Annotated in this window: 16 protein-coding genes; 14 read left to right on the forward strand and 2 right to left on the reverse strand. The window is 43.2% G+C overall.

All coding sequences use genetic code 11. The features are described 5' to 3' along the window. The first annotated feature begins 31 nt into the window (after positions 1-31). The 12 genes from MusilaSJ_RS02940 to MusilaSJ_RS02995 are packed head-to-tail and all read left to right on the forward strand — an operon-like array spanning position 32 to position 21,516. On the forward strand, positions 32-3,430 hold the full coding sequence (locus MusilaSJ_RS02940; protein ID WP_274988586.1) for a SusC/RagA family TonB-linked outer membrane protein: 3,399 nt from the start codon (positions 32-34) through the stop codon (positions 3,428-3,430). Between the two features lie 11 nt (positions 3,431-3,441). Then, complete coding sequence (locus MusilaSJ_RS02945) at positions 3,442-5,151, forward strand: RagB/SusD family nutrient uptake outer membrane protein (RefSeq protein ID WP_274988587.1); 1,710 nt, start codon at positions 3,442-3,444, stop codon at positions 5,149-5,151. A 47-nt stretch (positions 5,152-5,198) separates the two neighbouring features. Then, positions 5,199-6,755 (forward strand): rhamnogalacturonidase, encoded by a 1,557-nt coding sequence (locus tag MusilaSJ_RS02950; RefSeq protein WP_274988588.1) that lies wholly within the window; start codon positions 5,199-5,201, stop codon positions 6,753-6,755. A gap of 9 nt (positions 6,756-6,764) precedes the next feature. Then, positions 6,765-8,048, forward strand: a complete 1,284-nt coding sequence (locus MusilaSJ_RS02955) for a PQQ-dependent sugar dehydrogenase (protein ID WP_274988589.1) — start codon at positions 6,765-6,767, stop codon at positions 8,046-8,048. Positions 8,049-8,055: 7 nt separating this feature from the next. Further along, positions 8,056-8,520 carry a c-type cytochrome gene (locus tag MusilaSJ_RS02960; protein ID WP_274988590.1) on the forward strand — a complete coding sequence of 155 codons (465 nt, stop codon included), beginning with the start codon at positions 8,056-8,058 and terminating at the stop codon, positions 8,518-8,520. A gap of 23 nt (positions 8,521-8,543) precedes the next feature. Further along, positions 8,544-9,761, forward strand: a complete 1,218-nt coding sequence (locus tag MusilaSJ_RS02965; RefSeq protein WP_274988591.1) for a glycoside hydrolase family 88/105 protein — start codon at positions 8,544-8,546, stop codon at positions 9,759-9,761. Positions 9,762-9,763: 2 nt separating this feature from the next. Next, positions 9,764-11,368, forward strand: a complete 1,605-nt coding sequence (locus tag MusilaSJ_RS02970) for a glycoside hydrolase family 28 protein (RefSeq protein WP_274988592.1) — start codon at positions 9,764-9,766, stop codon at positions 11,366-11,368. 26 nt (positions 11,369-11,394) lie between these two features. After that, entirely contained in the window at positions 11,395-13,452 is a 2,058-nt protein-coding gene (locus tag MusilaSJ_RS02975; protein WP_274988593.1) for a glucosidase family protein, read from the forward strand. A 28-nt stretch (positions 13,453-13,480) separates the two neighbouring features. Next, positions 13,481-14,320: an SMP-30/gluconolactonase/LRE family protein gene (locus MusilaSJ_RS02980; RefSeq protein WP_274988594.1), complete on the forward strand. Its 840-nt coding sequence runs from the start codon at positions 13,481-13,483 to the stop codon at positions 14,318-14,320. 34 nt (positions 14,321-14,354) lie between these two features. Beyond that, positions 14,355-16,787, forward strand: a complete 2,433-nt coding sequence (locus MusilaSJ_RS02985; protein ID WP_274988595.1) for a glycoside hydrolase family 2 TIM barrel-domain containing protein — start codon at positions 14,355-14,357, stop codon at positions 16,785-16,787. A gap of 3 nt (positions 16,788-16,790) precedes the next feature. Continuing rightward, complete coding sequence (locus tag MusilaSJ_RS02990) at positions 16,791-19,361, forward strand: glycoside hydrolase family 95 protein (RefSeq protein ID WP_274988596.1); 2,571 nt, start codon at positions 16,791-16,793, stop codon at positions 19,359-19,361. Between the two features lie 4 nt (positions 19,362-19,365). Beyond that, complete coding sequence (locus tag MusilaSJ_RS02995) at positions 19,366-21,516, forward strand: glycoside hydrolase family 31 protein (RefSeq protein ID WP_274988597.1); 2,151 nt, start codon at positions 19,366-19,368, stop codon at positions 21,514-21,516. A 19-nt stretch (positions 21,517-21,535) separates the two neighbouring features. On the opposite strand, the gene MusilaSJ_RS03000 is transcribed toward MusilaSJ_RS02995, so the two are convergent. Together MusilaSJ_RS03000 and cobA are read right to left on the reverse strand one after the other, a co-directional pair. Further along, positions 21,536-21,895, reverse strand: coding sequence for a DUF7009 family protein (locus MusilaSJ_RS03000; protein WP_274988598.1), 360 nt, complete (start codon positions 21,893-21,895; stop codon positions 21,536-21,538). A gap of 4 nt (positions 21,896-21,899) precedes the next feature. After that, positions 21,900-22,628: a uroporphyrinogen-III C-methyltransferase gene (gene cobA, locus MusilaSJ_RS03005; RefSeq protein ID WP_274988599.1), complete on the reverse strand. Its 729-nt coding sequence runs from the start codon at positions 22,626-22,628 to the stop codon at positions 21,900-21,902. Positions 22,629-22,916: 288 nt separating this feature from the next. Here cobA and nirB point away from each other — a divergent pair, with 288 nt between their 5' ends. Next, positions 22,917-25,412: a nitrite reductase large subunit NirB gene (nirB, locus tag MusilaSJ_RS03010; protein ID WP_274988600.1), complete on the forward strand. Its 2,496-nt coding sequence runs from the start codon at positions 22,917-22,919 to the stop codon at positions 25,410-25,412. A 66-nt stretch (positions 25,413-25,478) separates the two neighbouring features. After that, the gene (nirD, locus tag MusilaSJ_RS03015; protein ID WP_274988601.1) at positions 25,479-25,829 is read left to right on the forward strand and encodes a nitrite reductase small subunit NirD; all 351 of its coding nucleotides are present in this window, start codon (positions 25,479-25,481) and stop codon (positions 25,827-25,829) included. Positions 25,830-26,120 lie beyond the last annotated feature (291 nt).

The raw sequence follows: 26,120 nt of genomic DNA on the forward strand, positions 1-26,120 counted from the left end.
TATAGTTTTTAAGAACAAAAACCTCGTAAAGATGAAAAAAAAATCGACTAAATTTTTTAATTTTTTCATGAAGGTATCAATTATTGCTGTGGTTAGTTCCATGGTATTTTGCCAGATATTGCTTGCTAAACATGCAAAGAGCCAGATTTCAGATTTCCCCGTAAAAATTGCGTTTGGTAACGAATCATTGCAAAACTCAATTGATAAACTCGAAAAACAAACCAATATTAAGTTTTCTTACAACCCCGATGAATTAAAAGGCTATAAAATAAACCCGCGTAAATTCAATGACGAGCCATTGGGTAAAGTCCTTAATTACTTATTCGCTAAAACCCGTTTGTCATATAAAGAGATAAATACCGGAATTGTAATTTATGATAAATCAGCTTCTGTTAAATCCAGTACACCAACCAATAAAACCAATGAGCAAAATATTGAAGCTGCAGATATTACAGTTACTGGTAAAGTAACCGATTTAAATGGCGGATTGCCCGGTGTTTCTGTAAGTATAGAAGGCGGAGGAAGAGGAGTGATCACCGACCCCAAAGGCGATTATACTATTAAAGTGCCCGCCGATGCCACGCTGATATTTTCTTCAGTTGGTTATAAAACGCAAAAAGTGGCGGTAAATAATCAAACAACTATCAACGTAACTATGATAAGCGACCTGAAATCTTTAACTGATGTTATTGTGGTTGGTTATGGCGTCCAGAAAAAGTCAGATGTAACAGGTTCTATAGTTTCAGTTAGTGAACAGTCGCTGCGTGATGTGCCGGCCGCTAACATTGGTCAGGCTTTACAGGGGCAGGCCGCCGGCGTGGATATTCAGAAAAGCGGAGGTAATAGCCATCCGGGTGCATCGCCGTCTATTTTAATCCGCGGAAGCCGGTCAATAAATGCTTCCAACTCCCCCCTTATTGTAGTTGACGGGATCCCGTTTAATGGTAGCCTTAATGATATTAATCCCGATGATATTATCTCGTTAGAGATTTTAAAAGACGCTTCATCTACAGCTATTTATGGTTCGAGAGGTGCAAATGGTGTTTTACTTGTTTCTACGCGCAGGGGTAAAAAGGGCGGTGCAGCTGCTATTACCTATAGCGGATATGCCGGCTTTAACAAGCCGCTGGGCCAGTATTATATTATGAACGGAGCCCAGTTTGAAGATTTAAAAAAATGGGGCCTGATCAACGGTAACCCTGGCAAATATACAGGCATTGATGATCCGGCATTTTTAACCGATGGCTCTTTTGCCCCACAGGAGGTGGCTTCTATAAAAAGTGGGCGCAGTACCGACTGGCAGAAACTTATTTATAAAAACGGCTTTGTAACCGATCATCAAATAGGTGTTGCAGGAGGGAACGATCTTACCCAGTATGCCATATCAGGCGGATACTACAACGAAACGGGGATCTATTTCGGCCAGTCGTTTGTACGTTATTCTATTAAACTGAGTGTAGATCAGCAATTGGGTAAATATGTAAAGGTTGGTTTAAGCAGCTTAAATACCTTAAGCTATACCAACGGTGAAAACGCGAACCCACTTGGGCAGGCCTTAAGGGCAAGTCCGCTTTCAACACCTTACGATGATGCTACCGGCAAACTGGTAGGTTTTACCGCCGGGAGCGCTAACCAGGTATGGAATCCGCTTGCAAATTTTGTTCCGGGTGCTGCTATTGAAACTCGCAAAAGATTTGGAACTTTTACAACAGCTTACCTCGAAGCCAGCCTTGCACCTGGTTTAAAATACAGGTTTAATGGCGGTGCTGAAATAAGGCCTGATATTTACGGCAACTACTACGCCAGCGCTACCACAAATAACCTCGGCGGTGCATCAACAGCAAATAACCAAAGTACTTACAGCTATAATTATACGCTTGAAAATATATTGACTTACGATAAAGTATTTGCGCAAAAACACCATATTAATTTTACGGGCCTTTACAGTTTACAGGAGAGCCAGTCACAATCAAACTCCTTTAGCTATAATAATATCCTGTCAGATGGGGTCCAGTATTTTAACCCGCAGTACGGGGCTAATCTAAACGGCTCCGGATCATATTCTAAGTGGGATATTATCTCGTATATGGCCAGGGTAAATTATGGTTATGCCAATAAATACCTGCTTACCTTAACCATGCGTTCAGACGGATCGTCACGCCTGGCGCCTGGCAATAAATATCATGTATTCCCTTCAGCAGCAATTGCATGGAATGTTACGAAAGAGCCTTTTTTAATGAACTCAAACGTACTTTCAAACCTCAAATTAAGGGCAAGCTATGGTACCGTTGGTAATACTTCTATTAATCCTTACCAAACATTGGGTGCTTTATCATCTGTTACCTATAATTTTGGCTCTACAAACCTTACCGGGGCTTATCCAACAAATGTTCCTAATCCAAACCTCACATGGGAGTATACTTCTACATTAAATGCGGGTGTTGATTTCGGGCTTTTCCAGGGGCGGGTTACGGGCACGGTTGAAGCCTACCATCAGTATACCAGGTCATTACTGCTACCATTATCATTACCGCCAACCTCGGGCATACCAAACAGCATTTTAACTAATGTGGGTCAAACGCAAAATAAAGGTATCGAAGTAAGTATAAGCACTATCAATTTACCGGGCAACGGCAGGAACACAGTTAGCTGGAGCACCAATTTTAACATCGCATTTAACAGGGGCAAAGTAACCAAATTAGCAAGCGGGGTTACCCAGGATATTACAAACGGTTTGTTTGTGGGCCAGCCTATTAATGCCATATTTGATTATAAAAAAATCGGTATCTGGCAAAATACGGCTGCAGATACCGCCCAGGCTAAAAGCTTAGGTCTTACAACCACCGGTACAGGTTCTGTAATTGGCACTATCAGGGTAGAGGATGTAAATAAAGATGGAAAGATAAGCGCTGCCGACAGGGTTGTGCTTGGGTCAGATCAGCCAACTTATACAGGCGGTTTTACTAACCGCATTGGTTATAGAGGATTTGATTTTACGGTAGTGGCCGCTTACAGGGTGGGGGGATTAATTACTTCCAAAATGTTCCAGAGCGGAAGCTTTATTAATACCTTCCAGGGTAATTACAATAACCTGAACGAGGATTACTGGACACCAAGCAATCATCAGAATTACTATCCTAAACCAAATTCTGCTTCAACCAATACGCCTTACTCATCAACGCTGAGCTATTTTGACGGTACCTTTCTTAAAATCAGGAGCCTTACTTTGGGCTATAACATGCCCGAATCGATAACAAAGCGTATTAATGCACGGTCGCTAAGAGTATATGCTACGGCCCAAAATCCGTTTATTCTTTTTTCTCCGTATCGTAATACTTATCATGGTTTGGATCCGGAAACAGCCGGAGCTTTAAACGTAGATACGCCTCCTACAAAGTCATTTACATTCGGTATTAACATGACACTTTAAATTTAAATAAGATGAAAAGGATATCTATATATTTATACACCTGTTTGTTTTTAGGTCTGATAACAACGGCTTGTAAAAAAACACTGATAGAAGACCCGAAATCAACACTTACACCCGCTTTTTTTACAACAAGCCAGGGCTTTCAGGCTGGTCTCACCGCGGCTTATGCAGGATTTAGAACTATTTGGGGCCCCGATACCTATTTTGAAATGACCGTTCCGGGTACCGATGAATTTATTGCAGGTAACGACGGCAACAACGGCATGGTAAAATATAACAGTAACTTTAATACCGCCGATGGCACTGTAGCCACGATCTGGAAAAATTGTTACACCTATATCAATACTTGTAATGGTTTAATCGGTAGTGTCCCGGCTGGTATTGACGCTACATCGGCAACAAGCATGGTCGGTGAAGCCAAGTTTTTGCGGGCGAATTACTACTTTATATTAGTTCAGTTTTGGGGCGATGTCACTTTAAACAAAACATTCCAGTCGGTGCCCACAACGTCGGCCACGAGGGCTAAAATGGCCGATGTATATGATTTCATAGTTCAGGATCTGAAAGATGCCATAGCAGTTCTTCCGGCAACCCCTTTAACCAATGGCGTGCAAACCGGCAGGGCAACAAAAGCGGCAGCCATGCACATGCTCGCAAAAGTATATTTAACAAGAGCGGGTTCATCGGCCAAACAGGCAGATGATTATAAAAATGCTTACAATACAGCAATAGACCTGATAACCAATGTTGCACCCGCAGGCGGCATGAAATTGCAGCAGGATTTTGGAAAGGTATTTGCTGAAGGCAATGAAGCCAACAGTGAAATATTGTGGACTGTACAGCACACAACTACATTGGCTTATAACGGTTCGGCTACACAAAATAACAGTGGCCCCGATAACCTGCTATGCCATTTATTTGTGCCTAAGTATGAAGTGCAGCCTGGTATGCAGCGCAGTACCCTTTATGGGCGCCCTTACATTCGTGTGGTGCCCACACATTGGCTAACCGATACCGTATTTAGCGAAAGGGTTAATGATCAGCGTTATAATAAAACTTTTCAAACAGCCTGGTTATGTAATAATGCAGCATCAATACCTACATGGTCTAATCCTCTGCCGGTCGGGGCGCCCGCCGGCGCTCAACCCGGGGCTGCTAAATTTACAGTTGGCGACACCGCTATCTGGATGCCGGGTAAGGATATGACGTCGGCGCAAATTGCAGGTTATCGTTACCAGGTTATTCCACCTGCTAAGTATAGCATTGCTTTGTCGCCTGCTATGATCAAATATTTTGATACCAAACGGCCCGATCAAAACTCACCCTCAAGCAGGCCCATAATTATTTATCGCTTAGCCGAAACCTATTTAATTGCTGCCGAAGCATTGGTTATGGATGGTCGTGCGGGCGATGCAGTGCCTTATGTTAATGCAATCCGCGAAAGGGCCGCTTACCCTTCAGGCAACGCTGCGGCAATGGATATTACTGCTGATAAGCTTACGCTGGATTTCATATTAGACGAACGTTCGAGAGAACTGTGCGGCGAGCTTGTACGCTGGCTTGACCTTGCAAGGACAGGTAAGCTGCTGGAAAGGGTAAAACTGCATAATACCGATGGTAAAAGCAATATAAAGCCATTTCATGTACTGCGCCCAATCCCGCAGACACAAATTGATGCAACAATTACCGGTACTCCATATCCACAAAATCCTGGCTGGTAAAACAGAGTTAAATTCAAGGTATATACTGTAAAGTGATTAAAAATGCTATGAAAAAACACAACGCTTTGATTCGTGTTCTTTTAATTTTTCTTTTGCCCTTTTGCTTCTTTAAAGCTCAGGCAAGCAGTAATACATCGCCGGAAACATCCCCATATAATGTAAAGTTATATGGGGCAAAAGGCGATGGAAAATCTGTTGATACTCAAAATATCAACAAAGCAATTGAAGCTGCCGCCGCGGCAGGCGGTGGAACGGTTTATTTTCCGGCAGGGAATTATTTAAGCGGTTCTATTCATCTTAAAAGTGGCATCAGCCTGTATATCGATCAGGGGGCTACTATAATTGCCGCGCCTATTGAAGCTGCCTCAGGCTATGATGAACCCGAAGCCAAAATAGACAATAACTACCAGGATTTTGGGCACAGGCACTGGCATAACAGCTTGATTTGGGGTGAAAATCTGCATGATATTTCCATATTAGGCCCCGGTACTATTTGGGGTAAAGACCTGGCGCGGAGCAACAAAGGAGAAGACGATAAACGCCCGAACAAAGCCATTAGTCTTTATTTATGCAGGAATGTGATTATCAGGGACATTTCCATATTGCATGGCGGCTGGTTCGGAATCCTGGCCACAGGGATAGACAATTTTACTATTGATAATGTAAAAATGGATACCAACCGCGATGGGATGGATATTGACTGCTGCCGCAACGTACGCATTTCAAATTGCAGCATAAACTCGCCTTATGATGATGGTATTTGCCTTAAGAGCACCTACGGGCTTGGATTTGCCAGGGCTACCGAAAATGTTACCATTACCAACTGCCAGGTAAGCGGTTATGATGAGGGCTCATTTTTAGCCGGTACTTTTACCCGCAATGAAAAAAAATACTCTGACGGTAACCCTACAGGCCGCATAAAAATGGGAACAGAATCAAACGGAGGGTTTAAGAATGTTACCATATCTAATTGCGTATTTGATTACTGCCGCGGCCTGGCCCTTGAAACTGTTGATGGATCACTTTTAGAAGATGTTACCATTACCAACATAACCATGAGGGATATTGTAAACGCGCCAATTTTTGTAAGGCTTGGTGCACGCATGCGCGGGCCGGAAAATGCCACTGTAGGCTCGCTCAGAAGGGTAATCATCAGCAATGTGGTATGTTATAATGCCGACTATAAACATGGGGCAATTATAAGCGGGATCCCGGGGCATGACATTGAAGATTTGCGATTGAGTAATATCAGGATCTATTATAAAGGCGGAGGAACAAAAGAGCAAGCTGCACGTGAAGTACCTTCGCTTGAAAAAGAATACCCTGAACCATATCGTTTTGGAACAATGCCTTCTTATGGCTTTTTTATCCGCAACGTTAAAGATTTAAAAGTGAACGATGTGGAGGTTAGTTATATCACTGATGATTTTCGCCCGCCATTTATCCTTGATCATGTAACCGGCGCCGATTTTCAGCATGTTAAAGCACAAAAAGCAGTAGGCTCATCAACATTTGTTTTAAACGAGGTGAAGGATTTTAACATCTACAATAGCCGCCCGGTCGCAGATACTAAACTGGCTAACGCGAGTAAAAAAGAATTATAATTAAACAGCATGAAAAGTATACTATTTAAATGGGTGATAATTCTTACGATCCTGCCGTTGAGCATAATGCTTTATGCCTTGAAACCGGGATCAGAAGTTGTGCCCGATGCCGATAACGCCGGTTTAAAATTACCTGCAGGTTTCGGTGCCCTGAAAGTTGCCGAAACGGGTGCAAAGGCCCGGCATTTAGTAGTTACGCCACAGGGCGATATTTACGTAAAGCTTGCTAAACCCAATAAAGAAGGCAAGAGTATTTTAGTGTTACATGAAGCACCTAATGGTAAAGCCGAGCTTAAATCGGGCTTCGGGACCTATGGAGGCACAGAAGTTTATTTAAAGAACGGGTACCTTTATGCTTCGTCAAATACCGAAGTTTTCAGGTATAAGGTAAATGGCAACAATGAAGTGATTAACACCGATCAGCCGGAAAAAATCATTACCGGGTTAAAGGCTGGCCGGCAGCATGAAACCAAATCGTTTGCTTTGGATAATGATGGCTATATCTATGTAAATATAGGTGCATGGTTTAACTCATGCCAGGAAAAGGATCGCGGCCTGCATTCGCCCGGTATACCGGGATGCCCGATACTGGATTCGATGGGTGGGGTGTGGCAGTTTAAAACTGATAAATTAAACCAAACTTATAGCGATGGTGTAAGGTATGCTACCGGCTTACGGAATATGGTAGGTATGGACTGGAACCAACAGGACAACCAGCTCTTTGTAATGCAACATGGGAGGGATAACCTGAATAGTTCATGGCCTGAGTTGTATACCACCAAGCAGTCGGCCGAGTTACCCGCCGAATGTTTGTATGCCCTTAAAAAAGGCGATAATGCAGGCTGGCCATATATGTATTATGACCAGATTCAGCATAAAAAGATACAAGCCCCTGAATATGGCGGCGACGGAAAAAAAGAGGCTGATGCTAAGTTTCTTGATCCCGTCGTCGCCTATCCCGGCCATATGGCTCCCAACGGTTTGTTGTTTTATAACGGAAACCAATTCCCGGAAAAATATAAAAACGGGGCTTTCATAGCTTTTCATGGCTCATGGAACCGGGCTCCCGAGCCGCAGGCCGGATACTTTGTAGTTTTTCAGCCATTTAAAAATGGTAAGCCTGATGGTGATTGGGAAGTGTTTGCTGACGGTTTTTCAGGATCTCCGGAAAAAACAGCGGCCGGGCGTGCCGACCATCGTCCCTGCGGTCTGGCACAGGGTGCGGATGGTTCATTATATGTTACAGATGATTCAAAAGGTACCATATACCGTATTATCTATCTTAAAAAGTAGTAAACAAATGACTAAATATTTATTGACCCTTCTTTTTGCTTTTAGCTGCTTCCAGCTCATGGCGCAAGTGAAAACCAAGGCAAACACAAATGCAAAGCCTGTTGTGAATCTTGCCGTTTCTATGGCAAATGGCAAAGCTATCTATATAAATCATTGCTTAACCTGCCACCAGGCCGATGGAGGAGGTGTACCTAATATGAACCCTCCATTAATCAAAACATCCTATATAACAGGCAGTCATGAGCAATTAATTAAAGTGCTGCTTAACGGGTTTTCGGAGAACGTTGATATTGACGGCGAATCATATTCAAACGTGATGCCTGCACACGATTTTTTAAAAGACCGGGAAATTGCAGACGTGTTAACCTATGTACGGAAAAGCTTCGGTAACAAGAGTAGTGCAATTACCGAGGCACAGGTAAAGGCGGTCCGAGATAAAAACAAAAAGAAGACGGCTATTAAAAACACATAATAATCAAATTAAAAACAGCTAAAATGAAATCATTTTTATACTTGTTACTTATTGCTTATGCTTCGGCAGCGTTTGGGCAGGACGTTAATACTGAAAATATTGTACGCCGGGTTGCTGATAATATTATTAAGGAAACTTCTTTCCAGTTTGTCAATTCCAAAACAAACGAAAAGTATAATTCTACAAAGGGGTTAGCTCCATCGACAGATATTAAGGTCGATAGTAAATACAATAAATGGGCTTACGTAAATGGTGTTTTAGCCATAGGCATGGTGCAAACGGCTGATGTGCTTGGCGACAAAAAATATTCAGATTATTCCCAGCGTAATTTTACATTTATTTTTGATAACCTCAGTTATTTTGAAACGCTTTATAAAGCAAAAGCCGGCAAGGTTGAATATGGTTCTGTATTCAATATAACCAATCTCGATGCCTGTGGTGCAATGTCGGCTGGTTTGTTTGATGTGGACGCACTTGCTCACCGGAAAGATTATCAGGCTTATTTAGAAAGGTCTGCCACCTATATTTTGACAAAACAAATGCGCCTTCCTGACGGTACGCTTGCTCGTCCGCAGCCCCGCTTTGGTACGCTTTGGGCCGATGATATGTTCATGAGTATCCCTTTTTTGGCACGTATGGGCAAACTTACCGGCGATAGTAAGTATTTTGATGATGCTATTAAACAAGTTGAGAATTTCAACAAGTACCTTTATGATCCGGCCACAGGCTTGTTTTTTCATAATTATTATGCTGATGATCAAACCAATGGTGTAGGCCATTGGGGCCGCAGCAATGGCTGGATAGCCATGGCACAGGTTGAGCTGTTAAACAATTTACCTGCAAACCATCCTAAACGTGCTGAACTGATCAAGTTGCTGTTGAGGCAAATTGTAGGTTACGCCCGTTACCAGGACCAAACCGGTTTATGGCACCAGTTACTGGATAAACCCGATTCATATCTCGAAACATCAGTTACTGCTATGTACACTTATGCAGTAGCAAGGGCTGTAAACCAGGGCTGGATCAATGATAAATATATAGCCATAGCCCGCGAAGGGTGGAAAGGTTTAACCTCAAAAATAACTGCCGATGGCCAGCTACAAGATGTTTGCATTGGTACTAATATGGATACAGCCATTAAATTTTATTACACGCGCCCAACCGAACTGAACGATACGCATGGCTTAGGTGCCTTATTATTGGCCGGAACAGAAATGCTTAAGGCCGAAAGGAAGAAATAACCATGTACAGGCTAACAAGGTTATTGTTGTGCATTGGTGTTACACTTCTGGCATCTGATTGCAGTTTGTTTGCCGCGGATGTAGATATCACAGCCTATGGAGCTACGGGTAATGGCACAACATTAAATACAGCGGCTATTCAAAATGCCATTGACGTGTGCTATAAAAGTGGCGGCGGCAAGGTTGTTGTTCCATCAGGCGTATTTTTAACCGGTACAGTTGCATTGAATGACAATATTACCCTGCACCTGAATAAAGGAGCTGTTTTATTAGGAAGCACCGATATTAACGATTACCGGAACCTTGATCCCTTTGTTGAGGGGTTGGGCATTAGCGTAGGCTGGGCGCTGGTTGTTGCGGTTGATAAAAAGAATATCAGCATTGAAGGCAAGGGGGTTATTGACGGACAAGGGGTAAAACTGAAAGCGCAGCAAATCTTAACTGATACCCGGGCCGAATCACAACGCTGGGGCAGGCGTCCGTTTTTATTACGCGTTGTACGCTGCCAAAATGTTTTTGTACAGGGCGTTACTTTAAATTACTCGGCCGCCTGGACCTCGCATTATTTTCAATGTAAGCAGGTAAATATTCAAAATGTAAAAATTGAAAGCCGGGGCGTTGCTCATAACGATGGGATGGATATAGATGGCTGCCAGGATGTTACTATTAAAAATTGCGATGTGGTAAGCGGCGACGATGCCTTATGTTTTAAAACAACATCAAGTAAAATGGCTTGCAGGGATATTGTGATTTCAGGTCTGAGATTAAAAAGTGGGCAGGGGGCCATTAAGATCGGTACCGAATCTATGGCGCCATTTGAGAATATCAGGATCTCAAAATGTTACATCTATGATACGGCTAACGGCGGGATCAAGCTGCTTTCTGTAGATGGGGCGAATATCAGGAATATCGAAATTGATGATATTACTATGGTTGAAGTAAAAACACCTATCCTGATCCGTTTGGGGGCAAGGTTAAGTGTATTCCGCAAAGATCAGGATACGCAACAACCAATTGGTACGCTTGAAAACGTAACCATTAAAAATGTAAAGGCAAAAGCGGCAGATATCGCGCAACTCATGCCGCCATCAGGCATTTTGATAACGGGAATTCCCGGGCATGACATTAAAGGGCTAACATTAAAAAACATTGAGATAAATCTGGCGGGAGGTGGAAGCGAAGAAAATGCCCGGCAGATTGTACCTGAAGCTATTGACAAATACCCCGAAGTAAAAACATTTGGCCCGCTTGTGCCTGCCTATGGTGTATGGGCCAGGCACATAGAAGGGTTAAAACTCGATAATATAAAATTTACATTGGGTAATAATGATCTCAGGCCCGCTTTAATCTGTGAGGACGGAAAAAACATTGAACTTAATTCCTGCATAATTCCTGAAACTACAGGTGCAAAGGCTGTAATAAGGTTAGAGAATGTTGCAGGTGCTCGCATAAATAATACTGCCGTTGCCGGATCTGCGGGTGCATTTGTGCGTGTTGAAGGCACTGCGAGTAATAATGTTCATCTCCTGAAAAATAAAACACCTGGGATACAAAAAAAGGTTGACCTGTCTGCTGATGTGAAAGCGGGTACAGCCATTTTAGATTAGCATTAATGGGAAATTGAATCCAACATATGAAGATAGATAAACATAAAATATTTTTAAGCTGCCTGGTCTTTTTGTTCCCTTGCGTGATTTACGCTCAGGAGGTTGCTTTACCGGCACAAACAGACCGCTGGGTTATCCAATCTGATGGAAGTATAAAATGGACTATTAATGGCCGCTTACCCCATACCGATCATATTGAAATGTCGGGCGAGAAAGCATCCGTGTGGGTGCAGTATGGATTAGATAGTACCGGCAGCGCCTCTGTTTCAAGAACTGTTGTTTTCCCCACATTCAGGATGCTGCCTGATGGCACCCGCACTCACATCGATTATACATTTCAGGACAACGAACTGCCGCGTTTTTTTGTTAATAACCGTAAGCTAAAGACAGATCTGGCCAACGGGAAGAAATCAGGCGATCTTTCGTACAATATCAAAAGTATCAGTCATAAAGGGATCATGAGGATAGCCGCCATGGCCGGTAATCCTGCGCTGGTGAAAATAGACCGGAGTATCTTTCCATCTGTAGATAAACCAATGGTTATTGAAAAGTTTGTGTTTACCAATATAACGGACAAGCCGGTTACCGTTAGCATGGAGTATTTGCGGCGTGAAGTTAGGACAGATAGTGCTAAAAGTAAAGTAAGGCCCCATTCGGTGATCAGCGGCTCTGTTGATCCTGGCAGCAGGGTGATACAGCCCGGAGCAAATGCCGCCTTTTCAGTTTATTACCTGGCTACGGATTTTCCTGCCCAAGCGATTAAAATTGACGCTGATGCTGAAGAAAGAGCCCGGGAAAACCGTATAAATACCATTTTATTACCCTTGCAGTTAAAAACCCCTGACACCTTATTGAATACCGCATTCGCTTTCGCCAAGATCAGGGGAACGGAGAGCATTTACAAAACCAAAGTTGGATACCTGCATGGCCCTGGCGGGCTTGCATATTATGCGGCCATTTGGGCTAATGACCAGGCCGAATATATTAGTCCTTTCTTCGCTTTTTCGGGAGATAGCATCGGTAACCTGTCGGCCATGAACTGTTACCGGTTATTTGCAAAATATATGAACCCGGAATACAAACCAATTCCCAGTTCAATTGTGGCCGAGGGCGATGCGGTATGGAAAGGGGCGGGCGATCGTGGCGATCAGGCTATGATAGCCTATGGCGCATCAAGGTATGCATTAGCTTATGGTAAACCCGACTCTGCAAAAAAACTATGGCCGCTCATAACCTGGTGTCTGGAATATAGTCGCCGGAAACTGAATGAACAGGGTGTAGTTACATCCGATCATGATGAACTGGAAGGGCGCTTTCCATCTGGCAAGGCCAACCTTTCGACCAACAGTCTTTATTATGATGCTTTGATCTCCGCCGTATATCTTGGCAAACAATTGCATCAGTCCAAAACACAAACAGATGAATATTTAAAGCAGGCTGCGGCTCTTAAAATTAATATCGAAAAATACTTCGGGGCAACTATCGGGGGCTTTGAAACTTACAGATACTACGAAACCAATGATGTACTGCGTGCCTGGATTTGCCTGCCGCTTACTATGGGTATTTTAAACCGCAGCGAAGGAACCATCAAAGCCCTGTTTTCGCCCAGCTTGTGGACGGCCGATGGCTTAGCCACACAGGCCGGCAAAGAAACCTTTTGGGACCGCTCTACCTTGTACGCCCTTCGGGGTGTATTACAGGCAGGTAAAACCGAAAAGGCCGTGGAATATCTTCGGTATTATTCACGCAGGAGGTTGTTAGGGGAGCACGTGCCTTACCCGGTAGAAGCCTATCCCGAGGGTAATCAAAGGCATTTATCAGCCGAAAGCGGCCTTTATTGCCGGATCTTTACCGAAGGCTTATTCGGCATCAGGCCAACAGGTTTCAGCAATTTTGATTGTACACCCCGTTTACCAAACGGATGGAATGAGATGACCTTGAATAATATTCATGCATTTGGTCATGTTTTCAATCTTCAGGTCTCAAGGCAAAACAAAGAAAAGCTACTTATTACTGTCACAGAGGGTAGCAAAGTAATTAAATACAGGATAAAAGATGGTGCAACGCAATCAGTTGTGCTGTAAGTTCTATCTTGATGTATAAACAATGACTATGAAAAAAATATTGAAATGCACATTGCCCGTTTTAATGGCATTTATGGTACAAGGCGCTTTTGCACAAACACACCAATTAGAAAAACTTTGGGAAACTGATACCGTTGTTCGGATCCCCGAATCGGTTTTACCGGATTTTAAAAAGAAGATATTATATGTATCAGAAATTGAAGGGAACCCCAGCGCTGTTGATGGCAAAGGTGGGATTGCTAAGATTGGACTGGATGGAAAGATCATTAACCTCGACTTTACCACCGGTATAAATTCACCTAAAGGCCTTGGGCGGGTTGGCAATCAATTGTATGCGGCTGATCTGTCGGAGGTTGTTGTTATAGATATCAAAACCGGCAAAGTAATTAGTAAGATCCCTGTTGACAGTGCAAAAATGCTAAATGACATTACTGTGGATGACAAAGGAATAGTTTATGTATCAGATAGTAAAACCAAAAAGATCCACCGGATTGAAAAGGGTAAGGTAACTACTTTTTTAACGAATGTAAATGGTGTAAACGGCCTTAAGGCTATCAATAATGATCTTTATATTCTTGGTGGACAGAAGTTCATGAAAGCAGATAGTAAAGGCAATTTAATCCAAATAACTACACTCAGTTGCGGAGGAGATGGTCTTGAACCTGTAGGCAATGGCGATTTTTTGATCACCTGCTGGTCGGGCCATATATTTTACGTAACTGCCGATGGTAAAATAGAAACCCTGCTTGATTCGGAGCCACAAAAGATGAATACTGCCGATTTAGGTTACGATACCGTTAATCATATTTTGTATGTGCCAACGTTTTTCGGAAAAAAGGTAGTGGCTTACAAACTAATCACCCGTTAATATGCAGTTGAAAAATTTAAGGCTGTATTTAATAATGATAGGTGTTTTAAGTACTAACCTTTTATTCGCGCAGCAAAGTACCCGTTTAAATACGGGATGGGAATTTATACAACGCGATTTAGGCGGCATTTGGGAGGCTATTCGTCCCGAAGATAAGGGCATTCCGCACGATGTTCCGCACTGGCAGCAAGTAACACTTCCGCATTGTTTTAATGCACGTGACGCGGTTGACCCCGATGTGAACTATTACCAGGGCCCCGGATGGTACCGCACGCAGTTAAGCATTAATAACCCTTATAAAGGAGGGCGTACGTTATTGCACTTTGAAGGCGCCGGACAAAAGACTGAGGTTTATGTATATAACATTAAAGTAGGTTCGCATCTGGGAGGGTATGATGAATGGACAGTTGATATAACAAAAGCTATTGATGACTTTAAGCAAACTGATATCTGCCAAACCCAATTTAAAGGCAACGTTCCCGTTGAGATAAGGTGTGATAATTCGCGTGATTTGGAAAGTATTCCTTCCCGCTTATCGGACTTTACCGTTTATGGCGGGCTTTATCGGTACGTCAACTTGGTATACGTACCGGCTGTTTCGTTGGATAAGGTTTTTGTCAAAGCAGAGGTTGATAAAGATGGCCAGCAAGGCAGGTTAAATGTAGGTGTCCGAGCGTACGATCCTAAAAATATTAATTCGACCGAAGGTGATATCAGGATCATTGATCCGCAGGGTAAGGTTATTCAGCAATCAAAATATAACCTATCATCTACAGCAGGGCAATCGTCTATCGGCTCATTTACGGTGAAAAAGCTGCAATTATGGTCGCCAGATCATCCGGTGTTATATACCGTTGAGGTTACTGCGCGTGCCAATGGTAGTACTTTCACCCAAAGAGAAAAAATAGGGTTCCGGAATTTTGAATTTGTGGATCATGGGCCATTTATGCTGAATGGTAAGCGCTTGTTATTAAGGGGCACCCATCGGCATGAAGATCAGGCTGGTGTTGGCGCCGCCATGACAGAGGGCATGATCAGGCAGGAAATGCAGCTGATGAAAGATATGGGCGTAAATTTTATTCGCCTGGGGCATTACCAGCAATCGCGTATTGTACTTAATCTGTGCGATAGCCTGGGAATTTTAGTCTGGGAAGAAGAGCCCTGGTGCCGCGGTGGTTTAGGGGGCGAGGTTTACAAGAACCAGGCCCGGCAAATGCTCACCAACATGATTGAGCAGCATTATAATCATCCGGCTATAATTTTATGGGGGCTTGGGAACGAGAACGATTGGGAGGGAGATTTTCCAGAGTTTGATAAAGCAAAGATCAGGGCCTTTATGAGCGAGCAAAATGATCTTGTCCACAGGCTCGACCCGTCCCGTAAAACCACTATTCGTCGCTGTGATTTTTGCAAGGATATTGTTGATGTGTATTCGCCCTCTATATGGGCTGGCTGGTACCGCGGTACTTATAACGAATATAAGCAAACCACCCTTGATGAATTTAATAAAGTAAATCACTTTTTTCATGCAGAGTGGGGAGGAGATAGCCATGCTTTGCGCCATTCTGAAGATCCGGACAAGGCATTTGTAAATATTAAAACAGGGGGAGGGGCCGATGAACGTGCAGGCGATGCGTCACTCTCGGGCGGAGATTCAAGGGTTTCAAAAGATGGCGACTGGAGCGAAAGCTATATCTGCAACTTGTTCGACTGGCATTTAAAAGAGCAGGAAACAATGCCCTGGCTCACCGGTTCGGCCTTTTGGGTATTCAAAGATTTTGCTACACCATTACGGCCTGATAATCCGATACCGTATATGAACCAAAAGGGAGTTCTGGAACGGGATATGACCAAAAAGGAATCTTATTACGTTTTCCAGTCGTATTGGACAGCCAAACCAATGGCACATATTTACGGGCACACCTGGCCTGTGCGATGGGGAAACGACGGAGAGCAAAAAGTGGTTAAAGTATATTCGAACTGTGAAACCGCCGAGCTTTTTTTGAATGGCAAAAGCTATGGTATAAAAAAGAGAAACAGCCAGGATTTTCCGGCAGCGGGCCTGCGCTGGGTAGTGACCTTCAAAAAAGGAAGCAATAATATCCGCGTAGTAGCTAAAAAAGGAAAAGTTATAGTAACCGACGAAATTACCCAGGCTTATCAAACCGACAAATGGGATAAACCCGCTAAACTGATAGTTGAGAAAACCGCCGATGAAAACGGTTTTGCCACCGTACAGGTTAAAGTTTTGGATAAAAATGGGATCCAATGCCTCGATGCTGTTAACTGGATCAGTTTTTCCTTAAGCGGAGACGGCATCTTACAGGATGATCTGGGCACATCAAGCGGGGCAAGAAAAGTGCAGGCTTATAACGGTCGCGTTATTATAAAAGTGCAAACCCAAAACGGCAAAAGTGTTGTTGGTGTACAATCGCCGGGATTACAAACCGTATTTATAAATCTCTGAGTTATGCATCAGCTTAAAAGGTATTTAGTTTTTGCAGGTTTAATAAGCGCTAAACTTGCTACTGCTCAAACACAAAGCAATAGTGCTGCTTTAAAACTCTGGTATACCAAACCGGCTGTTGCCTGGGAAGAAGCGCTGCCTCTCGGTAACGCGACTACAGGAGCTATGGTATTTGGCGGCGTTAATCATGAACGTTTTCAACTGAATGATCATAATCTTTGGTCGGGCTACCCCGAAGCGGGAAACAATCCTCAGGGGCCTGCGCATCTGCCCGAAGTACGTAAAGCTGTGTTTGATGGTGACTATGATAAGGCTGCCGCCATTTGGAAAAAGTACTTACAGGGGCCATATACCGCGCGGTATTTACCCTTGGGCGATCTGTTACTCGATTTTAACCCGGCCGACAGCACCTCCACTGATTATCATCGCGATCTTGATTTAAATAACGCGGTATCCACAGTAAGGTACAAGATTAACGGGGTTAATTTTTCGCGTGAAACATTTATAAGCTACCCTGACAAGGTAATGCTCGTGCGGATCACTGCCGATAAAAAGGGTGCTGTAAGCTTTACCGCTAACCTGCAAAGTAAATTACGCTTTAGTGTTGCGGCCGCCGGTGCTAATAAATTGATTTTGAATGGAAAGGCACCTACCTACGTGGCAAACCGCGATTATGAGCCCCGGCAAGTGATTTATGACGAGCCTAAATGCGAGGGTATGAATTTTCGCATCAACCTTAAAATAAAAAACCATGGCGGTAAAGTACGTGCCGTTAATAATGCGCTGCAGGTTAGTGGTGCAAATGAGGTTATCCTATATCTGACTGAGGCCACCAGTTTTAATGGCTTTAACAAGTCGCCTGGATTACAGGGTAAAAACCCTGCTATTGAGGCCGACAGGAACCTCTTGGCTGCAGAGCAAAAAACATATGACCAGCTTAAGCGAAGGCATATTGCCGATTATCGGCATTTATTTAAACGCGTGGATTTTAATTTGGGCGCTGATGCCGAAATGATAAAGCTGCCTACAGACGAACGGCTTAAGAACTTTGATATAGCAAAACCTGATAAACAGCTGCAAACCCTGTATTATCAGTTTGGGCGCTATCTGCTTATTGCCAGCTCAAGGCCGGGAAGTGCTCCTGCCAATTTACAAGGGATCTGGAACGACCAGGTAATACCACCATGGGGTAGCAATTATACCACCAATATTAATACCGAAATGAACTATTGGCTGGCCGAGAATACCAATCTCTCAGAATGTCACCAGCCTTTGTTTGATTTTTTAAAAGAGCTTGCAGTAAATGGGAAAGTTACCGCCAAAGTGAACTATGATATCAATGAAGGATGGGTTGAGCATCATAATACCGATATCTGGGCCAAAACATCAACCGTTGGTCATTTTGACCAGGACCCAAAAAGCTCGGTAAGGTGGTCGGCCTGGCCAATGGGCGGGGCATGGATGAGCCTTCATTTGTATGATCATTACCTTTTTACCGGCGATAAAATTTTTTTAAGTAAAACCGCTTATCCCATTATGAAAGATGCCGCGCAATTTATGCTGCGCTGGCTGGTTACCGATCCTAATACGGGCTATCTTGTAACAAACCCATCCACATCGCCCGAGAATACCGTAAAGATCAATGGTAAAGAATACCTGGTAAGTATGGCCTCTACCATGGATATGTCAATCATCCGCGAATTGTTTCAGGATTGTATCAGCAGTGCAGACATTATGGGTGTTGATAAAGTGTTTGCCGCAGAGATAAAGGAGGCGTATAATAAACTTTATCCGTTTCACATTGGCAAGCATGGTCAATTGCAGGAATGGTTTAAAGATTGGGATGATACGGCGGATACACACAGGCATATTTCACATCTGTTCAGCCTGTTTCCCGGGCGGCAAATCTCTGTATTTAATACACCAGAATTGGCCGCAGCCGCAAAGCAGTCTATGATTTACCGGGGCGATGTAAGTACAGGCTGGTCAATGGCCTGGAAGGTGAACTGGTGGGCGCGGATGCACGATGGCAACCACGCTTATAAAATATTGGCGGTCGCATTTAATTACATGGATCCTTTACAAACGAAAGGCCAAATGAGCGGCGGTGGCACTTATCCTAACTTGTTTGACGCGCATCCGCCTTTTCAGATAGACGGAAATTTTGGAGGAACAGCCGGCATAACCGAAATGCTGCTGCAAAGCCAGGATGGTGAAATAGAATTATTACCGGCTTTGCCCGATGCCTGGCCCGATGGCAGTATCAAAGGAATCAAAGCACGTGGAAATTTTGAGGTAACTATCGACTGGAAAAAAGGAAAATTAAGCAAAGCGATCATCAAATCAAACACAGGGGGGAATTGCAGGTTACGTACACCTATCCCTGTGAAAATTGTGGAGGTAAGCAGCAAGATCACTGTTGGTGCCAATAATAATGTCTTAAACGCTCCTCCCGCAATACCTGCTTATCAAAAAGCGGACAACGCTAAACTTCCTGACATCACATTTAATAAAGGCCATTTAATTGAGTTTACTACTCAAAAAGGTAAAACGTACACTGTTATTCCCCGGTAATATCATGAAAAAATTAAGGTACTATTTGCTGTTTTGTTTGTTTTTAAGTTTTACTGTATCGCTTCATGCGCAATCAATAAGCTGGACGGAGGTAGAGCCCGGGATCTGGAAAGGCGTTATCGGCAAGCCCGAAGAGTTTGATCTGTTGAAAGCCTCTGGTGCACAGCCTTATCATGCGGGTTTACAGCAAATGCCCGCAGCCGGCTTTCCTCTCGTACGGGAAGAGATTACCGGGCGGTTACAGGATGGCAAAACCTATCTCAGGTTCCCTCTCGAAAAAAAAGAACAATTGTTCGGGTTCGGTTTAAATTTTCAAACCGTATTTCAACGGGGAAAGGTACTTACTCTTCATGTTGATAATTATGCCGGTAAAGATAATGGACGTACACATGCACCGACGCCATTTTACGTGTCATCAAAGGGCTATGGCGTGTTTATTAATTCGGCAAGATATATCAACGTATATGCCGGTACGGCGGTAAGCCGGGACAGTAAGGTGCCTCCCGAAGTAAAAGATCGAAATCTTGATAAAACATGGAGTTCACACCCATATTCGGACGGGGTGGAAATGCTGGTGCCTGCCGCGGGTACCGAGATCTACGTATTTGCCGGGCCTACTATGCTGGATGCGGTTAGGCGTTATAATTTATTAAATGGCGGCGGCTGTCTGCCACCACGCTGGGGATTAGGTTTTACCCAGCGCATGCAGCGCTTAACTGATGCAAAGGGCGTTGAAGATGAAGCAAAGGCTTTTGAAGATAAAGGATACCCGCTTGATTTTATAGGACTTGAACCCGGCTGGCAAAGCAAATCGTACCCCTGTACTTTTGAATGGGATCCGAGTCGGTTTCCCGATCCGAAAACTTTTGTGCGGGAGATGCTGAAAAAGAACATCAGGCTTAATTTATGGACTAACCCTTACGTATCGCCCGAAGCGCCGGTTTATAAAAGTATTTTACCTTACAGTGGGTCGCATACGGTTTGGAACGGTGTAGTGCCGGACCTGAGCATGCCTGAAGCCAGAAATATCTTTTTCGGCGAACTGGAAAAAGGCAAGATTGATATCGGCATCAGCGGGTATAAAATGGATGAGGTTGACGGAGGCGACAATTACTTATGGCCTGACGTAGCTGTTTTTCCGTCGGGCCATGCTGCGGAGCAAATGCGCCAAACCTATGGGTTGATGATGCAGCGTTATACCAGCGAAATTTTTCATCAGCGCAACCAGCGTACATTTGGCCTTGTACGCGCATCGAATGGGGGCGGATCATCATTTCCGTACGTAATTTATAACGATTATTATGATCACCGCGACTTCATCACCGCGCTGGTGAACAGCGGCTTTGCCGGTGTGCTATGGACGCCTGAAGTACGATCATCCAAAACAGGCGAGGAATGGCTGCGCAGGTTTCAGTCAAATGTATTTTCGCCTATGACCATGATCAATGCCTGGGCAAGCGGCACTAAACCATGGTCGTTTCCCGAAGTAGCCGAGCAAGTAAAAACCATGGCTAATCTGCGGATGCAAATGATGCCATATTGGTACAGCGAATTCGCAAAATATCATTTTGAAGGGATTCCGCCTTTCAGGGCTATGTATATGGAAGAAGGTTTTGGAAACCCTGAAGCCAAAACCGAAAAAAAACAGCTAAACCTGGAAGAAAACCCTTATGAAGAAGCGATAACTAAAGAAGTGAAAGACCAGTATATGGCCGGCGAATATTTATTGGTAGCCCCGGTATTTACAGGTGAAACCAGCAGGAAAGTGATATTACCCAAAGGTAAATGGTATGATTTTTATACCGGGAAGTATGCAGGCAATGGCGAAGTGATCAGTGTTACGCCAGGTCTGGATAAAATCCCTGTCTATGTAAAGGATGGCGGGGTCATCCCCATGATGCCTGTAATGTTGCACACGCCAAAAGCAGGGCAGAAGATAGATGTCGAGATCAGGTATTACGGCGAAAAGCCCGGTGTTTATTCCTTATATGACGATGACGGTGAAACTTTTGATTACGAAAAAGGAAATTACACGTTCCGCAAAATTACGGTTGTTAAAAAGAATGGGAAATTAGTTGGTTCTATCACATCTGCCGTAACAGGCAAACCCGATAATATCGGAAAGGTAACCTTCAAAGCCATGACGGGGCAATAAATTGTTAATGCCCCGCTTTTTAATGTTGAAGTTTTAAACTCAATGGGTTAGGATAATTATCACTTTGGTCTTCAGCCACATTATCCAGACATTTAAAATCTTTTTCAATAAGCAGGTACATTTGGTCGGTATTGTTTTCATAACCAACCCGGTCGGTGCCTGTCCATTCAAGGGCCATCGCAGCCGGCATATACATAATTATGGTATTATCGCTGAACCCGGCAGATAAAAATTCAGTTGCAGAGCGTTGCAATGCATATTTAAATACTTGTGAACCAAAATTGGTGCATTCTTCCAGATAGCCGTCCCTGTCAAAGTTTTGCACGTCTGTTTTGGTGAGGCGATAGCGCAGTGAGTTTCCTTTTATTCTGATCTTCATTTCTTCAATTTTTTACGTTAACAACATCTCCTATAATAATAATAGCGGGGTAGGTAAGCTGATTATCTGCTGCGATAGCTTCAAGGCCGCTTACTTTTCCTTTTGCAGATTTTTGTTGAGGCAATGAAGCATGTTGTATAATAGCTGCCGGTGTATCGCCTTTACCCGCTTTTATATAGGCTGATGCTATTTCTGCCAGCTTTTTCATCCCCATATATATAACAACTGTCGCGTTACTGTGCATGGCGCAGGTTAAATCGGCAGATAAGCTGCCATCTTTTTTGGTGCCGGTAACCATCCAAACGCTTTCGCTTACCTGTCGGTGGGTTAGGGGGATGTCTTCCAAGCCGGACGCCTGCATGCTGGTTACACCAGGTATATAATGTGTGGTGATACCATGTTGGCGGGCATAAATGATTTCTTCAAACCCGCGGCCAAATATAAACGGATCGCCGCCCTTTAACCTTACCACGTTACCTTTAGTAAATGCGTAATGTTTTATCAGCTCATGAATTGTTTCCTGCGGTGTATAATCGCCGTAAGGTTGCTTGCCAACGTACACTTTTTCACAATCATCCCGGCTTATTGCCAGTAACTCTTTGTTAGCCAGATTGTCATATAGTATCACATTTGCCTGTTGTAATACCTTAAATCCCTTGATAGTCATCAATTCTGGGTCTCCAGGACCTGCTCCAAGTACAAAAAGCTCTGGATTTTGTATTTGTTTTTGCATTTTGTTAAATTAGTGATTAAAAAATAGACTTTTAAGCCTTTAAATTTCATTGATTTTGTAAAAATAACAAAATTACATGAAGAAATATGTTTAAATAATGATATAAATTATGTTAATAGCACTATTTTATAAATTTAAATGCCAATAATCATGATTTGTTTAATAAAAAATTGAAATTAAATTTTTATTTGATGTTTTTTTAGTTATAATTGTAATATAAATGAAATCAAGGTCGCAGTTGATTCATTTTTAGTTTGAAAATTGCTTTAACATTTAAAAAATTTCGATATGTCAAAACCAACCATCATTGTTGTTGGCAACGGTATGGTAGGTTATAAGTTTTGCGAAAAACTTTTAGCCAGATCAACTCAGTTCCAGATAATTGTTTTTGGCGAAGAGCCGCGTCACGCTTATGACAGGGTGCATCTTAGCGAGTATTTTAACGGTAAGACTGCCGACGACCTATCGCTCTCCACTTTATCGTGGTATTCAGATAATGGTATCGCGTTGCATTTAGATGATCCCATTCAGGAAATCAATCGCACCGAAAAAACAATCCACTCTTTAAAGGGTGTTACACTTAAATATGATTACCTGGTTTTAGCAACCGGCTCATCGGCTTTTGTGCCAGATATTCCGGGTATTGAAAAAGAAGGTGTGTTTGTATATCGCACCATTGAAGACCTGGAGCTGATCAAGGCTTGCGCTGTTAATGCAAAGTCGGGCGCTGTAATGGGCGGTGGTTTGCTGGGACTGGAAGCTGCCAAGGCTTTAATAGATCTTGGCATTTCTGAAACTCATGTTATTGAATTCGCGCCGCGCCTGATGCCGCGTCAGATAGACTCTGCAGGGAGTAGTATGCTGCAAATGAAATTAAGCCAGCTGGGTTTGCATATCCATCTTAATAAAAGCACCGCGGCTATTACCGGCGATAAAAAAATTCAGGCGTTAAAATTTAATGACGATAGCCAGCTTGCGGTAGATATGCTGGTTATTTCTGCCGGTATCCGCCCGCGCGATGAGTTAGCTAAATTGGCCGGTTTGCACGTAGGTACCCGTGGCGGTATTGTAGTGAACGAAAAAATGCAAACCAGTGATGAATGCATTTATGCTATTGGTGAATGTGCTTTATATGAAGGGATGATCTATGGCCTGGTTGCGCCCGGCTATGAGATGGCGGATATTGTAGCTGCTCATTTAACTGAGGCTGATAAGAGTTTTTATGGCTATGATATGAGCACCAAGTTGAAGTTGATTGGTGTTGATGTGGCCAGCTTTGGTGATGCCTTTATTACTGAGCCTGATTGTCGCACCATCTTGTTTGAGGATACGCATAAAGGGATTTACAAGCGCATTAATATTACAAACGATGGCAAGAATCTTTTGGGCGGTATTTTAATCGGCGATGCGGATGCTTATAATATGCTGCTGCAAACCGTTAATAATAAAATAGTGCTGCCGCCAGATCCGGAAGATTTGATCTTGGGATCAAGAGGGGGTGAAGCCAATGCAGGGGCAGGCGTAATGAGCTTGCCCGATGATGCGCTGATCTGTTCATGTGAAGCGGTTACCAAAGGTGCTATCTGTTCGGCAGTAAATGAAGGCGGCGTTACCGGTATTGATGGTATGAAAAAATGCACCAAGGCAGGTACAGGCTGCGGCGGTTGCGTGCCATTGGTAAAAGATTTGATTGCCGGCACCATGAAGGCAAACGGTCAGTATATTAAAAATGTTATTTGCGAGCATTTTGATTACTCGCGCCAGGAATTGTTTGACCTTGTTAAAATAAACGGGCTGAAAAACTATGACCTGGTGCTTGACCATTACGGCAAGGGCGATGGCTGTGAGGTTTGCAAGCCGGTTGTTGCCAGTATTTTATCCAGCTTATGGAATGATGTTATTGTAAAACAGGAAGTAATACAGGATAGTAATGATCGATTTTTAGCCAATATCCAAAAAGGAGGCACTTATTCTGTCGTACCCCGTATCCCGGGCGGCGAAATTACGCCTGATAAGCTGATTGTAATTGGTCAGGTTGCCAAAAGATACGGATTGTATACTAAAATAACAGGAGGGCAGCGTATTGATATGTTTGGCGCGCACCTGAGCGATCTGCCTTTGATTTGGGAAGAGCTTATTGATGCCGGCTTTGAAAGTGGGCATGCTTACGGTAAAGCGCTCCGTACTGTAAAAAGCTGCGTGGGCAGTACCTGGTGCCGGTTTGGCCTACATGATAGCGTTACTTTTGCCATTGAGGTAGAGGATAGATATAAAGGCATTCGCGCCCCGCATAAAATTAAAGGCGGAGTGAGTGGTTGTGTGCGGGAATGCGCCGAAGCTCAATCAAAAGATTTTGGAATTATAGCCACAGAAAAAGGTTGGAATTTGTATGTGTGTGGCAATGGTGGCTCAAAACCGCAGCATGCTCAGTTGCTGGCAACAGATATTGACAAGGAAACTGTAATTAAATATCTCGACAGGTTCCTGATGTTTTATATAAAAACAGCCGATCAGTTAACCCGGACAGCAACCTGGCTTAATAAGCTCGACGGTGGCATGAGCTATCTTAAAAATGTAATAGTAAATGACAGTCTTGGATTGGGTGAGCAGTTGGAAGAGGAAATGCAGGCATTGGTAAACACTTATCATTGCGAGTGGAAAGAAGCAATAAATAACCCTTCAATGCGCAAGCGCTTCGCTCATTTTATAAATGCGCCCGATGAAAAAGATCCTCATGCTCAATTTGAGCCAATGCGTGAACAGGTTCGCGCTAAGGAATGGTAGGTTTTATTAGGAAATCCCAAGTTTTTAGTTCAAAGTTAGATTGATCATTATTAAAAAGAAAACACAATGGAAGCAACAATAGCAACCCAATGGATCATGGCCTGTTATGTTGATGATGTGCCTGAAAATGGCGGATCATGTATTAAGCACGGTGATGAACAGATAGCAATATTTAATTTTACACGTCGCAATGAGTGGTATGCTACGCAAAATCTTTGTCCGCATAAGCAGCAAATGGCTATATCGCGTGGAATGATCGGCAGTGCGGGCGAAAGCTGCGAGCCAAAAGTAGCTTGCCCTTTTCATAAAAAAACATTTTCACTGCTTACCGGTGAGTGTTTGGGAGAAGAGGAATTGGTTATAAAAACTTACCCGGTAAAAATAGCCGACGGAAAAGTTTTTGTAGGAATTGATTAAATGCTGGTGTATTTGGGCGGAAAATAGAACGAAATTTACATTAAGCGCCGTTGCCGAATAGGGCAATGGCGCTTTTTCATATGTTTTTGTTTGAAATCGCAGTGTATTTTATACACCAATGTGGTATCTAATAAAGGCATGTGGACTTTTTACGTCTTTTTTTATGTGATTTTTGTTTTTTTAGAGTTTAAAACAAATTTTAATGGCTTTTTATTAGATTATTTGATTTTTTGTGGCGACTTTTTTCTTTATAAGGGATTTTAATTTGGTTTTTGCAATGTTTTATTGGCT

Source organism: Mucilaginibacter sp. SJ (genome assembly GCF_028993635.1).
GTDB lineage: Bacteria > Bacteroidota > Bacteroidia > Sphingobacteriales > Sphingobacteriaceae > Mucilaginibacter.

Excerpts from the sequence above, each read along its gene's own strand:
- MusilaSJ_RS02940 (WP_274988586.1), top strand. The coding sequence starts at position 32 with ATGAAAAAAAAATCGACTAAATTTTTTAATTTTTTCATGAAGGTATCA.
- MusilaSJ_RS02945 (WP_274988587.1), top strand. The coding sequence starts at position 3,442 with ATGAAAAGGATATCTATATATTTATACACCTGTTTGTTTTTAGGTCTG.
- MusilaSJ_RS02950 (WP_274988588.1), top strand. The coding sequence starts at position 5,199 with ATGAAAAAACACAACGCTTTGATTCGTGTTCTTTTAATTTTTCTTTTG.
- MusilaSJ_RS02955 (WP_274988589.1), top strand. The coding sequence starts at position 6,765 with ATGAAAAGTATACTATTTAAATGGGTGATAATTCTTACGATCCTGCCG.
- MusilaSJ_RS02960 (WP_274988590.1), top strand. The coding sequence starts at position 8,056 with ATGACTAAATATTTATTGACCCTTCTTTTTGCTTTTAGCTGCTTCCAG.
- MusilaSJ_RS02965 (WP_274988591.1), top strand. The coding sequence starts at position 8,544 with ATGAAATCATTTTTATACTTGTTACTTATTGCTTATGCTTCGGCAGCG.
- MusilaSJ_RS02970 (WP_274988592.1), top strand. The coding sequence starts at position 9,764 with ATGTACAGGCTAACAAGGTTATTGTTGTGCATTGGTGTTACACTTCTG.
- MusilaSJ_RS02975 (WP_274988593.1), top strand. The coding sequence starts at position 11,395 with ATGAAGATAGATAAACATAAAATATTTTTAAGCTGCCTGGTCTTTTTG.
- MusilaSJ_RS02980 (WP_274988594.1), top strand. The coding sequence starts at position 13,481 with ATGAAAAAAATATTGAAATGCACATTGCCCGTTTTAATGGCATTTATG.
- MusilaSJ_RS02985 (WP_274988595.1), top strand. The coding sequence starts at position 14,355 with ATGATAGGTGTTTTAAGTACTAACCTTTTATTCGCGCAGCAAAGTACC.
- MusilaSJ_RS02990 (WP_274988596.1), top strand. The coding sequence starts at position 16,791 with ATGCATCAGCTTAAAAGGTATTTAGTTTTTGCAGGTTTAATAAGCGCT.
- MusilaSJ_RS02995 (WP_274988597.1), top strand. The coding sequence starts at position 19,366 with ATGAAAAAATTAAGGTACTATTTGCTGTTTTGTTTGTTTTTAAGTTTT.
- MusilaSJ_RS03000 (WP_274988598.1), bottom strand. The coding sequence starts at position 21,895 with ATGAAGATCAGAATAAAAGGAAACTCACTGCGCTATCGCCTCACCAAA.
- cobA (WP_274988599.1), bottom strand. The coding sequence starts at position 22,628 with ATGCAAAAACAAATACAAAATCCAGAGCTTTTTGTACTTGGAGCAGGT.
- nirB (WP_274988600.1), top strand. The coding sequence starts at position 22,917 with ATGTCAAAACCAACCATCATTGTTGTTGGCAACGGTATGGTAGGTTAT.
- nirD (WP_274988601.1), top strand. The coding sequence starts at position 25,479 with ATGGAAGCAACAATAGCAACCCAATGGATCATGGCCTGTTATGTTGAT.